Source organism: Paenibacillus sp. FSL L8-0638, assembly GCF_038593075.1.
GTDB classification, from domain to species: Bacteria; Bacillota; Bacilli; order Paenibacillales; family Paenibacillaceae; genus Paenibacillus; species Paenibacillus polymyxa_D.
Genome location: NZ_CP151960.1, coordinates 3,796,228 through 3,810,643 on the forward strand (window position 1 = coordinate 3,796,228; position 14,416 = coordinate 3,810,643).

Consider the following 14,416-nt stretch of genomic DNA (forward strand, 5'->3'; position numbering starts at 1 on the left):
AGGGCTTACTCTCTGTCCATTATGTCAACCTAAACAAACACTTGCATTAAAAACACAACACTTTTGCAGCGAAAATCGTGACGAAAAATCCGCTTACGCGTTCCAGCTGTCCAAATAGATCTTTTGGTCTTCAGTTAACGTGTCAATTTGAATTCCCAGACTATCAAGCTTGAATCGAGCTACCTGCTCATCAATTTCATAAGGTACATTAATAACGGCTTTGCCAAGCTCATTGTAACGATCATTCACGTATTTCAAGCCAAGCGCCTGAAGCGCAAATGTCGTATCCATAATTTCTGCTGGATGACCATCGGCGGCAGCTAGATTCACGAGGCGTCCTTCTGCCAGCAAATACATTTTACGTCCATCTTTAAAGCGATATTCCTCAATATTACGACGCACCGTACGAATGGATTCGGAACGTTTAGCAAGCTCAGGCTTACTAACCTCCACATCAAAATGCCCTGCGTTACACAGCACAGCCCCATCCTTCATCACATCAAAGTGTTCCCCTGTAATTACAGCCTTGTTACCAGTTACTGTAATAAAGAAATCACCCAGTTTGGCAGCCTCTACCATTGGTAACACATGGAAACCATCCATATGGGCTTCTACAGCCTTGATTGGATCAACCTCGGTTACAACAACGTTGGCTCCCAACCCTTTCGCACGCATTGCAACCCCTTTGCCACACCAGCCATAACCTACCACAACCACTGTACTTCCGGCTACAACCAGATTAGTCGTACGAATAATGCCGTCAAAAGCTGACTGTCCTGTACCATAGCGGTTGTCAAACAAATATTTGCAGTAAGCATCATTAACAGCCACCATCGGAAAGTGAAGTTGCCCTTCTTTTTCCAATGCCTTCAAACGAATAATGCCAGTAGTTGTCTCCTCTGCTCCCCCACGGATCGTAGAAATCAGATCAGGCCGTTCGGATTGCAACAGAGTAACCAAGTCACCACCATCATCTATAATGAGATCCGGCTTTGTTTCCAGTGCCTTGATTTGCAAATTTTTGAATTCTTCTGGGTCCGGATTGTATTTAGCTAATACTGTAACGCCATCTTCAACTAATGCGGCGCAAACATCATCTTGTGTGGACAATGGATTACTACCCGTAATAGTTACCTGCGCTCCACCTGCTTGTACCACTTTAGCCAAATAAGCCGTTTTGGCCTCCAGATGTAGACAGATGGTTACCTTCAAACCAGCAAAAGGCTGCTCTTGCTCGAATTGTTGACGTATACGGTTCAATACCGGCATATGTGCTTCTACCCAATCAATTTTCAAATGACCTTCAGGAGCCAATTTAAGATCGTGAACTATGCTATTTTGCAGAGAATGGGAAGTCATACTTTGTTTCCTCCTTCAAATTGGTTAAATTTTATTCCATGATAAATCCTATATAAAACAACAAATTATACATAAATAACACGATGCGTCCCCGTCAAATCCAATGGTACATTCATAATCGTATCCATCAGACTGAGACCATAACGATTCAGAAAATGATAGATCGTATACGCCCGCTCCTGCGGCTGTCCAAATGGGAAAAGCGACCATTCAATACGATCCCACTGGCGAAGTGCTGTTTCATTTTGTCGAAGCAACGCTTCCTGAACTTTTGCCTCCAGATAGGCGATCTGTGACAGAATCTTATCGCGGTTGGTTTCTCCAAGCCGTAGCAAACCTTTTTCAATCAAACCTGTCTGCTGCACAAGCGGTTCGTACATGCGGACAAAAGCTTCCTTTGCCCCGGAAAACTGATCCTGCATTCCAAGCTGATCTTGAGTGGCAATCCATTGCTTTTTCCGTTCCTCAAGTCCGTCTCGAACTTGACCAAAACTTAATTCATACTTAAGCATATGCTTCTCCACACCTGACTCTACCAACGTAAAAGACATTCGTGGCAGCAGTATCGGCATCTGCATCTCCAACACTCCAAAAGCATCCCGTGTAATCGCCCAGTAAGCAATCTCTCCTAGACCCAGCACAGATGCCAGCACCGGAAACAGTGAATCCTGCATTAGAGGACGAGTTAGCACATTGTTACTAAAACGTTCGGGATGTCTATCTATCTCTTCAAGCAGTTCATCCACAGTAAACGCCACCAAACCGTGTCGATCCGTGAATAGACCGGCTTTTTTGAAAAGCAACAAACGTTCATCTTCATGGATATAAAAGAGATTCGCGCCACCTTCATGCACGTCGGCTTGTAAATGATAGCCATAATCTACGATCCGCGTGGCAGTCGTCCGGTAAGCCTGCTCCAACTCATCATTGTGCTGAACCAGCCGCTTAAAAACGGATGCTTCCAGCTTGCGTAGCAAAGGATCTGCTGAATCCAAGAGTACTAATCCATAGCTGCCGAACAAAAGGCCCAGCAACTTGGCAAAGGCTTCACTTAGTCCATATGAATCCGTTAGTCCGTTCTCAATCATGCGCATTATATCAGCCTTATGTTCTGAATCTGGCAAGCTTTGCTCTATATCCGCTATCGCTTGCTTCCACTCAACAGTATCAACTTTAATCGCACTAACCGAAGAACGGCGTTCTAGTTGCTTATTCAGCTTGATTTTGACGGCTTGTGGGTCATTTGCCATTACGTATGTATGATTGACCTCATCCCAGTCATGATCTTCGCCAGCAATCCAGAAGACGGGGATAACCGGACGTCCAAGCCGTTCCTCAGCTTCTCTCGCTGCCTTAATAATTGTAGCGGCTTTGTAAATGACCAGCATCGGACCTGTGAACAGTCCGCTTTGCTGTCCGCCAGCTACTACTAAGGCATCTGGACTATCCAGACGGTCCAATGAAGCACGAACCGCCTCATACGAATTGTATTTCTCATTGTATATACGAAGACATGCTACGACATCCTTACGGTTTAATCGCAGATGCCCCGTCTTATCCAGCCACTTCGCCCGTTGGGCATAAGCATCGGCGTGCAGCACATTATATTCATACAAATCGCTTGCGCGTCCCGTACCCTGTATATAATCTTCTGCCAAAGCCGACCCTCCGCGAAGCGTTTCCGGAATTATTTTCATGGGTCTGCCTCCTGTCTCCACCAAAACCTTACTGCTTGATTGTACCGAAAGCCCATGTCCACGTCAAAGCTTCCTACAAAAAAAACCGCCGAATAACTCGGCGGTTGTTGCATAAAACAAGATCAGGCGTAAGGCTCAGCTACAAAATGTCCTTTGGACACTTCGATGAGCGTGGCATTTTCCAGGTTATAAGCCCCTGTCTTATTGCCAGATGCATCATGAATCGGGCCTGCTTGGTCGCCTGGCATAATAATCCGTTTTTTGTTAGCTTCTACTTCTGGATCAGGAAGTGGGATCGCCGACAAAAGCATTTTCGTATAAGGATGGATCGGATTTGCATACAACTCTGCGCTTTCTGCAAGCTCGACCATTCTACCCATATACATTACAGCTACCCGATCACTGATGTGCTTAACCATCGACAGATCATGCGCAATGAACAGATATGTCAGACCCAAACGTTCTTGAAGCTCTTTTAGCAGGTTGACAACCTGAGCCTGGATAGATACGTCAAGAGCTGAAATCGGCTCATCACAAATGATGAATTTAGGATTAACCGCTAGTGCGCGTGCAATACCGATCCGCTGACGTTGACCACCAGAAAACTCATGCGGATAGCGTGTTGCATGGTCAGGGTTCAAACCAACCAGATCAAGTAACTCTTCAATCCGTTTCTTACGTTCTGCACGGCTACCCGCCATATTGTGAATATCCAGCGCCTCACCAATAATATCAGAAACAGTAAAACGCGGGTTCAATGATGCATACGGATCTTGAAAGATCATCTGCATATCACGGCGCATGGCTTTCATTTTACTCGGTGATAATTTATAAATATCCGTCCCGTTAAAACGTACGCTTCCTGCTGTAGGTTCATACAAGCGCAAAATCGTACGACCCGCTGTAGACTTACCACAGCCGGATTCGCCAACCATACCCAGCGTTTCACCCTCACGAATATAGAAATTCAGGTTGTCCACCGCTTTGAGCACACGGTTTTTGCCAACATTAAAATACTTTTTAAGACCTTCAACCTCAATTAAATTGTTGCTACTCACCATGATCTCACCTCCTATTTCTTCAACTTCGGATCAAGCGCATCACGCAAGCCGTCGCCAAAAAGGTTGAACGCAAGCATAATCAAACTGATCAAACCTGCCGGGAAAAGCATCCGCCACGGGTAATACATCCACCCGGTCAGAGCTGATTCAATCATTGAACCCAGCGATGCCTCCGGATTCGGTACCCCTAAACCGAGGAAGCTCAGGAAAGCTTCGGAAAAAATAGCGGTCGGAACGCTCAACGTCAATGTAACGATGATCGGACCTACTGCATTAGGCAAGAGGTGGCGGAAAAGCAAACGACCTGCTCCAGCACCCATGGAACGGGAAGCAAGTACAAACTCTCTGTTTTTGAGTTGCATCATTTCACCACGTACAATCCACGACATGTTAATCCACCCGGTCACACAAAGCGCAATAATGATTGTAGTGATACTTGGCTCCAGTACAACCAGCAACAGGATCGTAACAAGCAAGTAAGGAATGGAGTACAAGATTTCAGAAAATTTATTCATGATTTCATCAACGCGGCCACCAAAGTAACCCATAATTCCACCATAAATAACACCAATCAGCAAATCAATCAAAGCTGCAGCCAGACCTATCGTCAAGGAAATCCGTGCTCCCATCCATGTACGGACAAACATATCACGTCCAAGATCATCCGTACCGAACCAATGCTCCGCGGAAGGTGGCAGATTCGTGCTGAGTAAATCATTAGAGTAATAATTATAGGGTGACAATATCGGGCCGATTAAAGAAAAAAGCACAATCAGAACTAAAACAATCAAGCTAGTCATTGCAACCTTGTTTTTACGAAGTCGTTCCCAGGCATCGCGCCAAGCAGATAAGCTTTCTCGCTGAATAACTTCAGACTGCTTTTCATCGACACCTATTTTTTGGAAATCTTCCGGTTTCACCTGAAGTTTATCCAAATTCACAGCATTGTCTTTCACAGACATAAAGTTACCCCTCCTTCCCGCCGGACAGCTTAATCCGAGGATCAATAAACCCATACGCGACATCTGTAATAAAACGCGCTAACATAAGCAAAACACCGTAAAAAATCGTTATCCCCATAATCATAGTGTAATCACGGCTTGTGATACTTTCCACAAACACTTTACCAATACCGCCAATCCCGAAAATCCGTTCAATAACCACAGATCCGGTAATAATATTCGCTGTCATTGGACCTACGTAGGTAACAACTGGCAAAATAGCATTCCGCACAACGTGCTTGAACATGATCGTAATGGATTTCAAGCCTTTAGCTTTGGCCGTTTTGATATAATCTGCATGCAGTACTTCTATCATACTGGAACGCGTCAATCGTGCAATAAACGCAATTGGTTGAGCGGACAAAGCCGCAACAGGCAGAACGTAGTCCATTGGGCCCTCAAAACCCATAACATTAAACAATTCCAACTTTTGGGCAAAAAAGAACTGGATTAATGATGCCAAAACGAAGCTGGGAACCGCAATACCTAGAATTGCCAATATCATCGCTACGGTATCAATGAGTCTACGATGGTACAAAGCCGCCAGCATGCCTAGTAAAATACCGACAATAATGGAGACAATAATTGCTACCAGACCTAATTTTAATGATACCATAAAGGTCTGTCCAATAATGTCGCTCACATCTTGATTCAATTTTTTCATAGAAATACCAAAATCACCCGTAACAATATCACCTAAGTATTTAAAATATTGTACATATACAGGCTTATCCAACCCATACTGTTCCATTAATCGGGCTTGAATCTCAGGAGACGTCGCTCTTTCGCTCATAAAAGGGTTACCTGGAATTGCCTTCATCAGAAAGAACGTCGCAGAGATCAGAATGAGCAAAGAAATAAGCATAAATATAAATTTACTGATCAAATAACGCGCCATCGCCCGTTTACACCCCCCATATTTTTTCGACACCATTCGATTCTATAGAAATAGAGTTGGGTTGTCCAATCTACTTATATGCATGGTTAATTTAATCATATTAAGAAGAACCCTCACACACAAAAAAAACGGGATATATATGGCAGTACCCACATATATATCCCGAAGTAACTCTTCAACTTCAGAATCAAGTATCAGCTACTTACTGTGTTATATAAGCTCTTGTAAAATCAATTGCACCACTAAAATCCAAGGCAACGCCTTTTACATTTGGTTTCGTCAAAGAAGTATTAGAGTAGTAATAAATCGGCAGTAAAACCATATCATCCTGAACAAGAAGCTTCTCTGCTTTCGCAAATATTTCCATGCGTTTTCCTGGATCAGTTTCTGTTTTAGCCGCTTTAATCAAACCATCATATTCAGGATTAGAATATCCAGAATTATTGTTGCCATTACCAGTTGTCCAGATATCCAAGAATGTCATCGGATCATTAAAGTCAGCAGACCATCCACCACGAGCAATTTGGAAATTCAACTTGTTACGTGTTTGGATAAATACGCCCCACTCCTGGTTTTGCGTTTTCACATCGATTCCCAGGCTTTTCTTCCACATATCTGCAACTGCCAAAGCAATTTTTTGGTGTCCTTCAGTAGAATTGTAGAGTAGAGTGATTGGAGGGAGTGAAGTTACTCCTTCTTCCTTCATACCTTCTTGAAGCAATTTCTTCGCTTCAGCTACATCTTCTTTGAAATAATCATCTTTATGCTCATTACGGTATTCCTGAGATAAACCTTTAATACCCGGAGGTACAAAGCCGTAAGCAGGAATCTCTCCACCCATCGTTACTCTATCAACAATCGGCTGACGTTGAATCGACATTGCAAATGCTTTACGAATTTTAAGATTATTGAACGGTTTTTCGGTGACGTTAAACAAATAGTAATAGGTGCTTGCTATACCTTTAGCCTGGAATTCATTAGGCATTTCATTTTTCACAGCCATCATTTGGTCTGCAGGAATTTCACCATTAGGTTTACCTGCATAATCAAGTTGTCCACTTCTGTAAGAAGCGAGTTCTGTTGCACCGCTGTTTACAAGGGACATTGTAATTTTCTTCAGTTTAATTTCGTCCTTACCCCAATAATTCTCGCTTTTGGAAACCTCAATCTTTTGACCTGTCTCCCAAGTCGACAATGTGAAAGGCCCGTTAGTGATCATGCTTTCTTTTTTAGTCGCCCATTTATCATTACCTTTAACAGACGGATGCACCGGATAATAGGTGTAGAAAGAAGTCAATCCCAGGAAGTAAGGTGTTGCATGTTCCAGTTCTACCTGTAATGTATGGTCGTCAACTGCTTTGACACCTACATCTTTGAAGTCCGTAACTTTAGTACCTTTAAAAGATTTGGAAGTGCTCAGGTTGTAACCCTCAGCATTTTTGATATAGTACAATTGGTAAGCATATGGAGGTGCAGGAGCCGTGGAAGGATCCAATACCCGTTGCCAAGCAAATACGAAGTCGCTTGCTTTGACTGGGTCGCCATTACTCCATTTTGCAGTATCGCGAAGCTTAAACGTATAGGTTTTGCCGTCATCGGAAATTTTCCAAGATTCAGCTACGCCAGGAATTTCTTTACCATCAGGGCCCATGCGAACAAGACCTTCATACATTGTTTTTAAAACAGTGTTTGCTTGAGTATCTTGAGCCTGTGCCGGATCGAACGTTGGCGGCTCGGATGCAAGGTTAATGCGCAAAATTTGCTTGTCGGCCGGAGCCGGCGTAGTCGAGGTGTTTTCTTGTGCGCCCTTACCATTGGTATCGTTCTTGCTGGAGCCGCAACCTGCGAGCAATGCGCCAACTGCAAGAATGAGTGTCAAAAGGACTAAAAAGCTTTTCCTTTTCATCTAGCGTTTTCCCCCTAGTTCTAAAGTGGTATATGTTTATAGATTATACAACCAGCGGTCAAAAAAATCTACATTACATTTCTTCAAATTGAGCTTTTTTTTCAAAAAAACATGATTAATTCATATTTTTTCACCATTCCATGTCATCTTATATCACATGATGTTGAATATATTCTTAAATATACCAACAACAGTCAACAAAATATACGCCAATGTCATTGCTATAAAAGTTAATCTCCAGACCGCTCTACATAATCTTTTACCATCAACCTTTCCTTTTATTCGATTTTGAGCTCCTCCAATTAAACCCAAGGCCAGTAATAGGAGCAGTAGAATCAAATAAAAACCGAATCGAGATGTAAAAATGACGTTAAAGAGTGCTGCGACGGAAAATATCAGAAAAAGCGTGGTAATATCCATAGAAGTAAGTAACGATTTCTTTTTTTCCATTTTAAGAATGTAGCGACAAACCGCAAACACGATCAAAAACGGAAAAAAGGGAAGAATACTGAAAGTGATAATAGTACCTTGTATAAGACTCAACTGATCACCCCTCTTTTAGCCGCATACCTTCAATTAATTGCCACAATACCTCATGAGTTGGTGCAGTAACCCCAGCCTGATCTGCCATCTGCACCAGTTGTCCGTTAATCGAAGCAACTTCCGTCATGGACTGTGCAAGTACATCAGCTAGCATGGACGAGTGATTTTCTGCCGTTGACCGGCATACATTCATAATTTGCTCCCACCATGCGTTTTCCCAGTGGATACCATGAGCTTCATACACTTGAATGCCTTCATCGTACAACCTGCGCATCATATGTATTCGAATAGGGTGCGAAAGCAGCTCGCCATTACGAACTCGCCATACCGCCGTCAGCGGATTGATTACAGCATTGATCAACAACTTGCGATACATACCGTTCTCGATTTCTTTCGACAAGCAAGCGTCAAATCCTGCTGCAAGCAGCCGATTTAGCACACATTGGTTAAAATTATTGTTCTTCGACTCCTCCCCTTCCTCCGAACAACCTATTTCAGTAACACCCGATCCTGCAAGTACAATAGATGCGACTCCCTGCCTCTTGGCTCCTTCAGTCGTCACAGCAGGGTATACCACAGCTTTAGGCCAAGCCTTTCTAATGCGTTCTATATGACCGATTCCATTCTGCAAGCAAACGATTCCTATATCTCTGTCCATTTGAGCTGCAGGCTGGATCTGTTCTAATACTTCCTCAATCGCCCCCTGTTTGGTCATAAGCATGATCCATCGTGCCGGAGCCTGTGAATTTAACCGTTGCCAATCTGCCAATGGCGCTACCTTCAATTTATCTCCGGACACATGTATTGCCACCTGTCCCTCCTTATCAAACACAGTAATTCCTTCATGAGTAATGACGCGTGCCTGCTCAAGTGTACGTGTCCACAGCCTTACTTTTGTACCCGAGGCAGATAACCTCCCGGCAAACAACAATCCCAGCGAACCCGCTCCAATAATATCAATCACCTTTGTATCGTCTCGCTTCCATCTTTTTTTCTACTATATCATATGCACTCTAAAGAAATACAAAAAACGCCAACTACGGCAAAGCGCTAGTTGACGTTTTATTTCAGAATTGCAGAAGTAATCTTGTTACTCAATGCGCTCCAGATTCCCATTGGCATCCATTTTGAATCTGGATTTAAGCTCTTCCTCACCTTCAGTAATTAGAGCCAAGCGCCGAGCCCGGTCCATAATCTGAATCAGAGCTTTATAATCATCATTCACAACACGATAGTCGGTTTGCACCTCATTCACTTCCTTGGACAGCCGGTCATTAATGGAGCGAAGCTGAGTCAATTCTTCTTCCTTTTCCCGTAAATCTTTCTCCAGCATCTTAATCTGCCGATTCGTTTCCTGGACGGATCCCTTCCATTGACGCAAGAAACGAATTACTGCATCGATAGATAATGTATCCTCACTCGTACCATCCGTTCTGTACCCACCTTCGACTGTATCAAGCGAGGCAAAAGCCGCAACCTGTGATACACCTACCGGGTTCTGCTTGCGGATATAACTGCGCTTCTGGCGCTGTGCTTTGGCAATGCTAATCGCTTCATCATAACGTTTGCGCACGCAACTGTTCCAACGAAAGCCGCATGCTGCAGAGGTTCTTCCTATCTTTTGTCCAACCTCCTCAAACGCAGCAAGCTGCGTTCCACCTTCACGGATATGCCGCAATGTCACCTCCGCCAATATCAAGTCATCTTCCACACTCCATGCATCTTGTCTTATTGCAGTCATGCCTCTAGCCCTCCTAACAACATCCTGAAATAACCGTCTTCATGAACCGATCCTGCCGGTATTTGAATAGGGTATAAAAGCTGTTTATTCATTCCTATGCCTCTCGTAGAGTTCATAGAATCTATTTGATACTAAATTGTATTTCCATTTCTGCAAGAACTCATACGTGAATGTAAACAGTTTCGGGTTTCAAGCATGCTCAGACTGCTGTACAATAAAATGAATGGTTAAAGAAACAGAAAGGATCATATACATTACCATGAGTTTTTTTCGGGAATACATAAAAGGGGAAACCAAATGAACAAACGAATAAAAATCACAATCAGCACCCTGCTGAGCACCATTATGTTGCTAACTTTCATATATGTACGTCCTACTCTAGCCGCTCCCTCCCAAGAAGAAAGTCAGATTTTACAAGATAGCCTGTCGATTGTAGAGATAGACCATGAAATTGAGCGAATCAGTCAGGAGCAACAGACTCTTTTGCAGCGCCAGCAGGAACTGCGAAGTAATCTCACCGTTCAGAAAGAGCAAATGACCATACAACGGAAGCGTGCAGGCTCTGTGCTGCGATCTTATTATATGGGGGAAAGGGACAAGCTGTTAAGTGTGGTGCTAGGGGCAAAAAGTATAAGGCAACTTCTCTCTCTGTACGATTACTACTTGTTATTGATTAGTCACGATCAGGATGTGCTTCAAGAATACGAATCCAATTATCAATCTATGCGAAAAACAGAACAACAAGTCATCCAAGCGTCAATGGAATTGGAGACAGTCAAAACAAACTTACTGGCTCAACGCAAACGCATTGTCCTGCTTCAGTCGCGTGTAAATGACGGCGTTAGCGCCAGTAATGACCCGGATACCCTACGCAAGCTAATTGGCGAAATGACAGCTTATTGGGAGAATGTAGGTGTCTACGAGGTAAATAAACACTTTAAAGCTTTAGCTCAAGCTATGCAGGATTTACCGCAATTCATTCAACAACAACAAGGTGCCATGGTTACAAATGGAAAAGTCATTACGATAAGCATTCGTGAAGAGGACTTTAACCGTTTTTTAAAGTCAGAAAATGAATTGTTTAATCACTTCAACTTTACATTTGCGCAGGATCAAATTATGGTAGAAGGCCAACAAGGAACGATGAAATTAAGGGTAGAAGGTCACTACACGGTAGAGAATGAACCGAAAAATGCAATTTTATTTCATGTGGATCGATTAGTATTTAATGGTCTGGAACTACCTGATACGACCCGCAACAAGCTGGAAAGGGATTTTGATCTGGGTTTCTACCCACAGCAGCTTATTTCCTATGTCAAAGCCACAGAAGTACGCACTTTAGCAGGAATGCTTGAAGTTAAGCTCGAATTAAACTTTAAATAAGCTTTTGCCCACTTTCATTGTTCTGAACTTTTACGTGTACAAAACAAGAGACCCCGGGATATTCCCGAGGTCTTTATTATTGTAATAACGATAGGACTTTATAGCAAATCAGCTGCCAACTGCGCGAGCTTGGAGCGTTCTCCTTTTTCCAACATAATATGCCCGCTAATCCCTTCTTGCTTAAACCGCTCGACCACATAGGTTAAACCGTTGCTGGCTGCATCCAGATAAGGGTGATCAATCTGCTCCGGGTCTCCCATCAAAATGATCTTGCTTCCCTCACCCACCCGAGACACAATCGTTTTAATCTCATGTCGGGATAAATTCTGCGCCTCATCGACTATAATAAATTGCCCAGGTATCGAACGTCCGCGAATATAAGTAAGTGCCTCCACCTGAATACTGCCCAAGCCCATCAAAATTTTGTCGATATCACCTGATTTTTTGGCATCAAACAGATATTCCAGATTGTCGTAGATTGGTTGCATCCATGGACGAAGCTTTTCATCCTTTTCTCCTGGTAAATAACCAATATCCTTGCCCATAGGAACAACAGGTCGAGCAATCAGCAGTTTCTTGAAGCGATGTTCATCCTCTACTTTAAGCAAACCTGCCGCCAGCGCCAGCAACGTTTTGCCCGTACCCGCTTTTCCTGTAATGGTCACGAGAGGGATATCATCATTAAGCAAAAGCTCCAATGCCATCCTCTGTTGAGCATTGCGCGCGCTGATTCCCCATACTGATTCGTTACTTAAGTACAGCGGCTCTAATCGCTCTGCCTCCTGGTTAACTTTCAGCAATGCTGATTTTCCAGTTCCCATTTCATCTTTCAGAATGACAAATTCATGTGGATACAGTGTATAAGGTAGTTCCAGTGACTTGATTAGTAAAAAACGGTTAGAGTAAAATTCATCTATGATGGACGGGTGCACCTGTATTGCCGAGTATCCGGGGTATAGCTCACTTAAATCGCCTGTTCTATCGGAGAGGTAGTCTTCAGTCAGCAGTCCCAATACATCTGCTTTGATCCTGACCAGCACGTCTTTACTGACCAAAACGACCGAACGCGGCTCAGGCTGCTCCTGCTCTTCCAGATGATAATTCAAGGCGACCGCCAAAATCCGGTTATCGTTCGAAACCTCCCCGAACATCTCCTGAACTTTCAAAAAACTTCGGTGGTTCAACTCAACCTTAAGCCTTCCACCTTGGGGAAGTGGAACGCCACTATGCAGATGGCCCACTTCTCTCAACCCGTCCAACAATCGCGATACATTGCGGGCATTCCGTCCAATCTCATCCGCGTTGCGTTTTTTGGAGTCGATTTCTTCCAGAACTACAGCTGGAATAACAACTTCATGTTCTTTGAAGGTAAAAATGGCTTTCGGATCATGCAGCAGCACATTCGTATCCAGCACAAAAATTTTCTTCATTAAATCCCCTCCAAAGCGGCGTGGACAATCTCGTGTTTCATACCTATACCTATTCACCGGGTACCTAATACTTGCTGATTCCCTGAAAAAAGAACCCCAAAGCAGCATAAAACAACGAAAAGTTGTACTGAAGATAGCCTCTGAGCCTGTCCATTTTGAAATTAGACACAAAAGGCCCAGTGATTGCTCACTGGACCTAGACTTGGTTCACTATAACTTTAGACATACCTCAACCCCCTTATGTTATATAAGAGCTTTACTCGCTGCGAGTATAACATAAGCGGGAAGAAAGATACATACTCAGGAATTGGAAGAAGCTGCGGTATTGTCGCTTGCTTTTTTAGCTAACTCCTCTTGTAGCGCTTGTTTGGCCAAATCGAGCTGTTGCTCATCAATGTACACATACGGGCTACGCCATGTTCCTGCTACCGGATTGTATTTCACATTTTGCTTGGAAATATTCCAGTAGGTTTGTACGATATTTTTCATTTGCTGTGACTCAATATCTGTCATCATATTCTTATCAACCGATTTAATAATTGCACTAAACTTGGTCAAAGCGTTAAAGGATTGCATTTGGTCAATTAGAGAATGAAGCACCTGATTTTGTCGACGATTGCGATCAAAATCGTCAGATTCAGCTGTTCTCGGACGACAATTCGATTTGCGGTAGCGAACAAAATCAAGAGCCTGGTCACCGTTCAAATGCTTGGCTCCAGCTGTCAGATTAATATCGGTACCATCTGCACGGTCACGATAACACATGTTTTTATCAACCGTCACATCTACGCCACCCAAATTATCTACTACATCTCTAAAGCCCTGGAAGTTAATAACCGTCACATAATCGATATCAATGTTTAAATATTTGCCGATCATCTTCTTCATCTGTTCTTCAGCAACTTCACCAGATTCTTTTTCTCTAGCCTTAAACACCGGATAATACTCATTCAACTTGCGAGGTTTATATCCATCCATTTCTAGACGCGTATCGCGCGGTAGGGACACGATGGTAGACGATTTAGTATTGGGGTTCAATGTAGCTACCATAATAACGTCGGACAAATAAGTCGGATGATCAGGGCGGTAATCGGTTCCTAGCAATAAGATAGTCAAAGGCTTAGTTTCTGCCAATTGTGTTTTGGGTACTTCCTTGTTGATCCCCGTATTCAAAACTTCCTCTACCTGATTGTAAAGATAGTAGGTATAACCACCTGCTGCTAAAATACCTATAATGAGCAGAAACAAGACAAACTTCATAAACGATCTGAAAAAGCTTTTTTTCTTTTTCGTTTTTTTCGGTTTGGCGGATTTTTTCCCAGTTTGTGTCCGGGGAGGCAATCCGTTCGAAAGATTACTCATGCTTCAACACCTTTTCCTGCGTTTTGAGAAATATA

At 43.2% G+C, this 14,416-nt stretch carries 12 protein-coding genes; 1 reads left to right on the plus strand and 11 read right to left on the minus strand.

The window, feature by feature from the left end:
• Positions 1–93 precede the first annotated feature (93 nt).
• The 9 genes from MKY35_RS16910 to MKY35_RS16950 all read right to left on the minus strand — a co-directional run bounded on the left by MKY35_RS16910 (position 94) and on the right by MKY35_RS16950 (position 10,206).
• Complete coding sequence (locus tag MKY35_RS16910; RefSeq protein WP_013311100.1) at positions 94–1,359, minus strand: adenosylhomocysteinase; 1,266 nt, start codon at positions 1,357–1,359, stop codon at positions 94–96.
• A gap of 65 nt (positions 1,360–1,424) precedes the next feature.
• Positions 1,425–3,056, minus strand: coding sequence for a bacillithiol biosynthesis cysteine-adding enzyme BshC (gene bshC / locus MKY35_RS16915; RefSeq protein ID WP_342444301.1), 1,632 nt, complete (start codon positions 3,054–3,056; stop codon positions 1,425–1,427).
• 122 nt (positions 3,057–3,178) lie between these two features.
• Positions 3,179–4,117, minus strand: coding sequence for an ATP-binding cassette domain-containing protein (locus MKY35_RS16920; protein WP_029517761.1), 939 nt, complete (start codon positions 4,115–4,117; stop codon positions 3,179–3,181).
• A gap of 11 nt (positions 4,118–4,128) precedes the next feature.
• The gene (locus MKY35_RS16925; protein ID WP_029517762.1) at positions 4,129–5,079 is read right to left on the minus strand and encodes an ABC transporter permease; all 951 of its coding nucleotides are present in this window, start codon (positions 5,077–5,079) and stop codon (positions 4,129–4,131) included.
• A gap of 4 nt (positions 5,080–5,083) precedes the next feature.
• Positions 5,084–6,016 carry an ABC transporter permease gene (locus MKY35_RS16930; protein ID WP_029517763.1) on the minus strand — a complete coding sequence of 311 codons (933 nt, stop codon included), beginning with the start codon at positions 6,014–6,016 and terminating at the stop codon, positions 5,084–5,086.
• Positions 6,017–6,218: 202 nt separating this feature from the next.
• Complete coding sequence (locus tag MKY35_RS16935; protein ID WP_029517764.1) at positions 6,219–7,922, minus strand: peptide ABC transporter substrate-binding protein; 1,704 nt, start codon at positions 7,920–7,922, stop codon at positions 6,219–6,221.
• A gap of 153 nt (positions 7,923–8,075) precedes the next feature.
• Positions 8,076–8,465: a DUF3397 domain-containing protein gene (locus MKY35_RS16940; protein WP_342444302.1), complete on the minus strand. Its 390-nt coding sequence runs from the start codon at positions 8,463–8,465 to the stop codon at positions 8,076–8,078.
• A 4-nt stretch (positions 8,466–8,469) separates the two neighbouring features.
• Complete coding sequence (locus tag MKY35_RS16945) at positions 8,470–9,429, minus strand: 2-dehydropantoate 2-reductase (protein WP_342444303.1); 960 nt, start codon at positions 9,427–9,429, stop codon at positions 8,470–8,472.
• Positions 9,430–9,555: 126 nt separating this feature from the next.
• Positions 9,556–10,206: an RsfA family transcriptional regulator gene (locus tag MKY35_RS16950; protein ID WP_342444304.1), complete on the minus strand. Its 651-nt coding sequence runs from the start codon at positions 10,204–10,206 to the stop codon at positions 9,556–9,558.
• Positions 10,207–10,503: 297 nt separating this feature from the next.
• On the opposite strand from MKY35_RS16950, the gene MKY35_RS16955 reads away from it, so the two are divergent.
• Positions 10,504–11,589, plus strand: coding sequence for a hypothetical protein (locus tag MKY35_RS16955; RefSeq protein WP_342444305.1), 1,086 nt, complete (start codon positions 10,504–10,506; stop codon positions 11,587–11,589).
• Positions 11,590–11,687: 98 nt separating this feature from the next.
• Here the strand turns inward: MKY35_RS16955 and MKY35_RS16960 are convergent, their stop codons facing one another.
• On the minus strand, positions 11,688–13,019 hold the full coding sequence (locus MKY35_RS16960; RefSeq protein WP_029517767.1) for a PhoH family protein: 1,332 nt from the start codon (positions 13,017–13,019) through the stop codon (positions 11,688–11,690).
• Positions 13,020–13,319: 300 nt separating this feature from the next.
• On the minus strand, positions 13,320–14,381 hold the full coding sequence (locus MKY35_RS16965; protein WP_342444306.1) for an LCP family protein: 1,062 nt from the start codon (positions 14,379–14,381) through the stop codon (positions 13,320–13,322).
• Between the last annotated feature and the right edge of the window lie 35 nt (positions 14,382–14,416).

Excerpts from the sequence above, each read along its gene's own strand:
- MKY35_RS16920 (WP_029517761.1), bottom strand. The coding sequence starts at position 4,117 with ATGGTGAGTAGCAACAATTTAATTGAGGTTGAAGGTCTTAAAAAGTAT.
- MKY35_RS16910 (WP_013311100.1), bottom strand. The coding sequence starts at position 1,359 with ATGACTTCCCATTCTCTGCAAAATAGCATAGTTCACGATCTTAAATTG.
- bshC (WP_342444301.1), bottom strand. The coding sequence starts at position 3,056 with ATGAAAATAATTCCGGAAACGCTTCGCGGAGGGTCGGCTTTGGCAGAA.
- MKY35_RS16955 (WP_342444305.1), top strand. The coding sequence starts at position 10,504 with ATGAACAAACGAATAAAAATCACAATCAGCACCCTGCTGAGCACCATT.
- MKY35_RS16950 (WP_342444304.1), bottom strand. The coding sequence starts at position 10,206 with ATGACTGCAATAAGACAAGATGCATGGAGTGTGGAAGATGACTTGATA.
- MKY35_RS16965 (WP_342444306.1), bottom strand. The coding sequence starts at position 14,381 with ATGAGTAATCTTTCGAACGGATTGCCTCCCCGGACACAAACTGGGAAA.
- MKY35_RS16960 (WP_029517767.1), bottom strand. The coding sequence starts at position 13,019 with ATGAAGAAAATTTTTGTGCTGGATACGAATGTGCTGCTGCATGATCCG.
- MKY35_RS16935 (WP_029517764.1), bottom strand. The coding sequence starts at position 7,922 with ATGAAAAGGAAAAGCTTTTTAGTCCTTTTGACACTCATTCTTGCAGTT.
- MKY35_RS16925 (WP_029517762.1), bottom strand. The coding sequence starts at position 5,079 with ATGTCTGTGAAAGACAATGCTGTGAATTTGGATAAACTTCAGGTGAAA.
- MKY35_RS16930 (WP_029517763.1), bottom strand. The coding sequence starts at position 6,016 with ATGGCGCGTTATTTGATCAGTAAATTTATATTTATGCTTATTTCTTTG.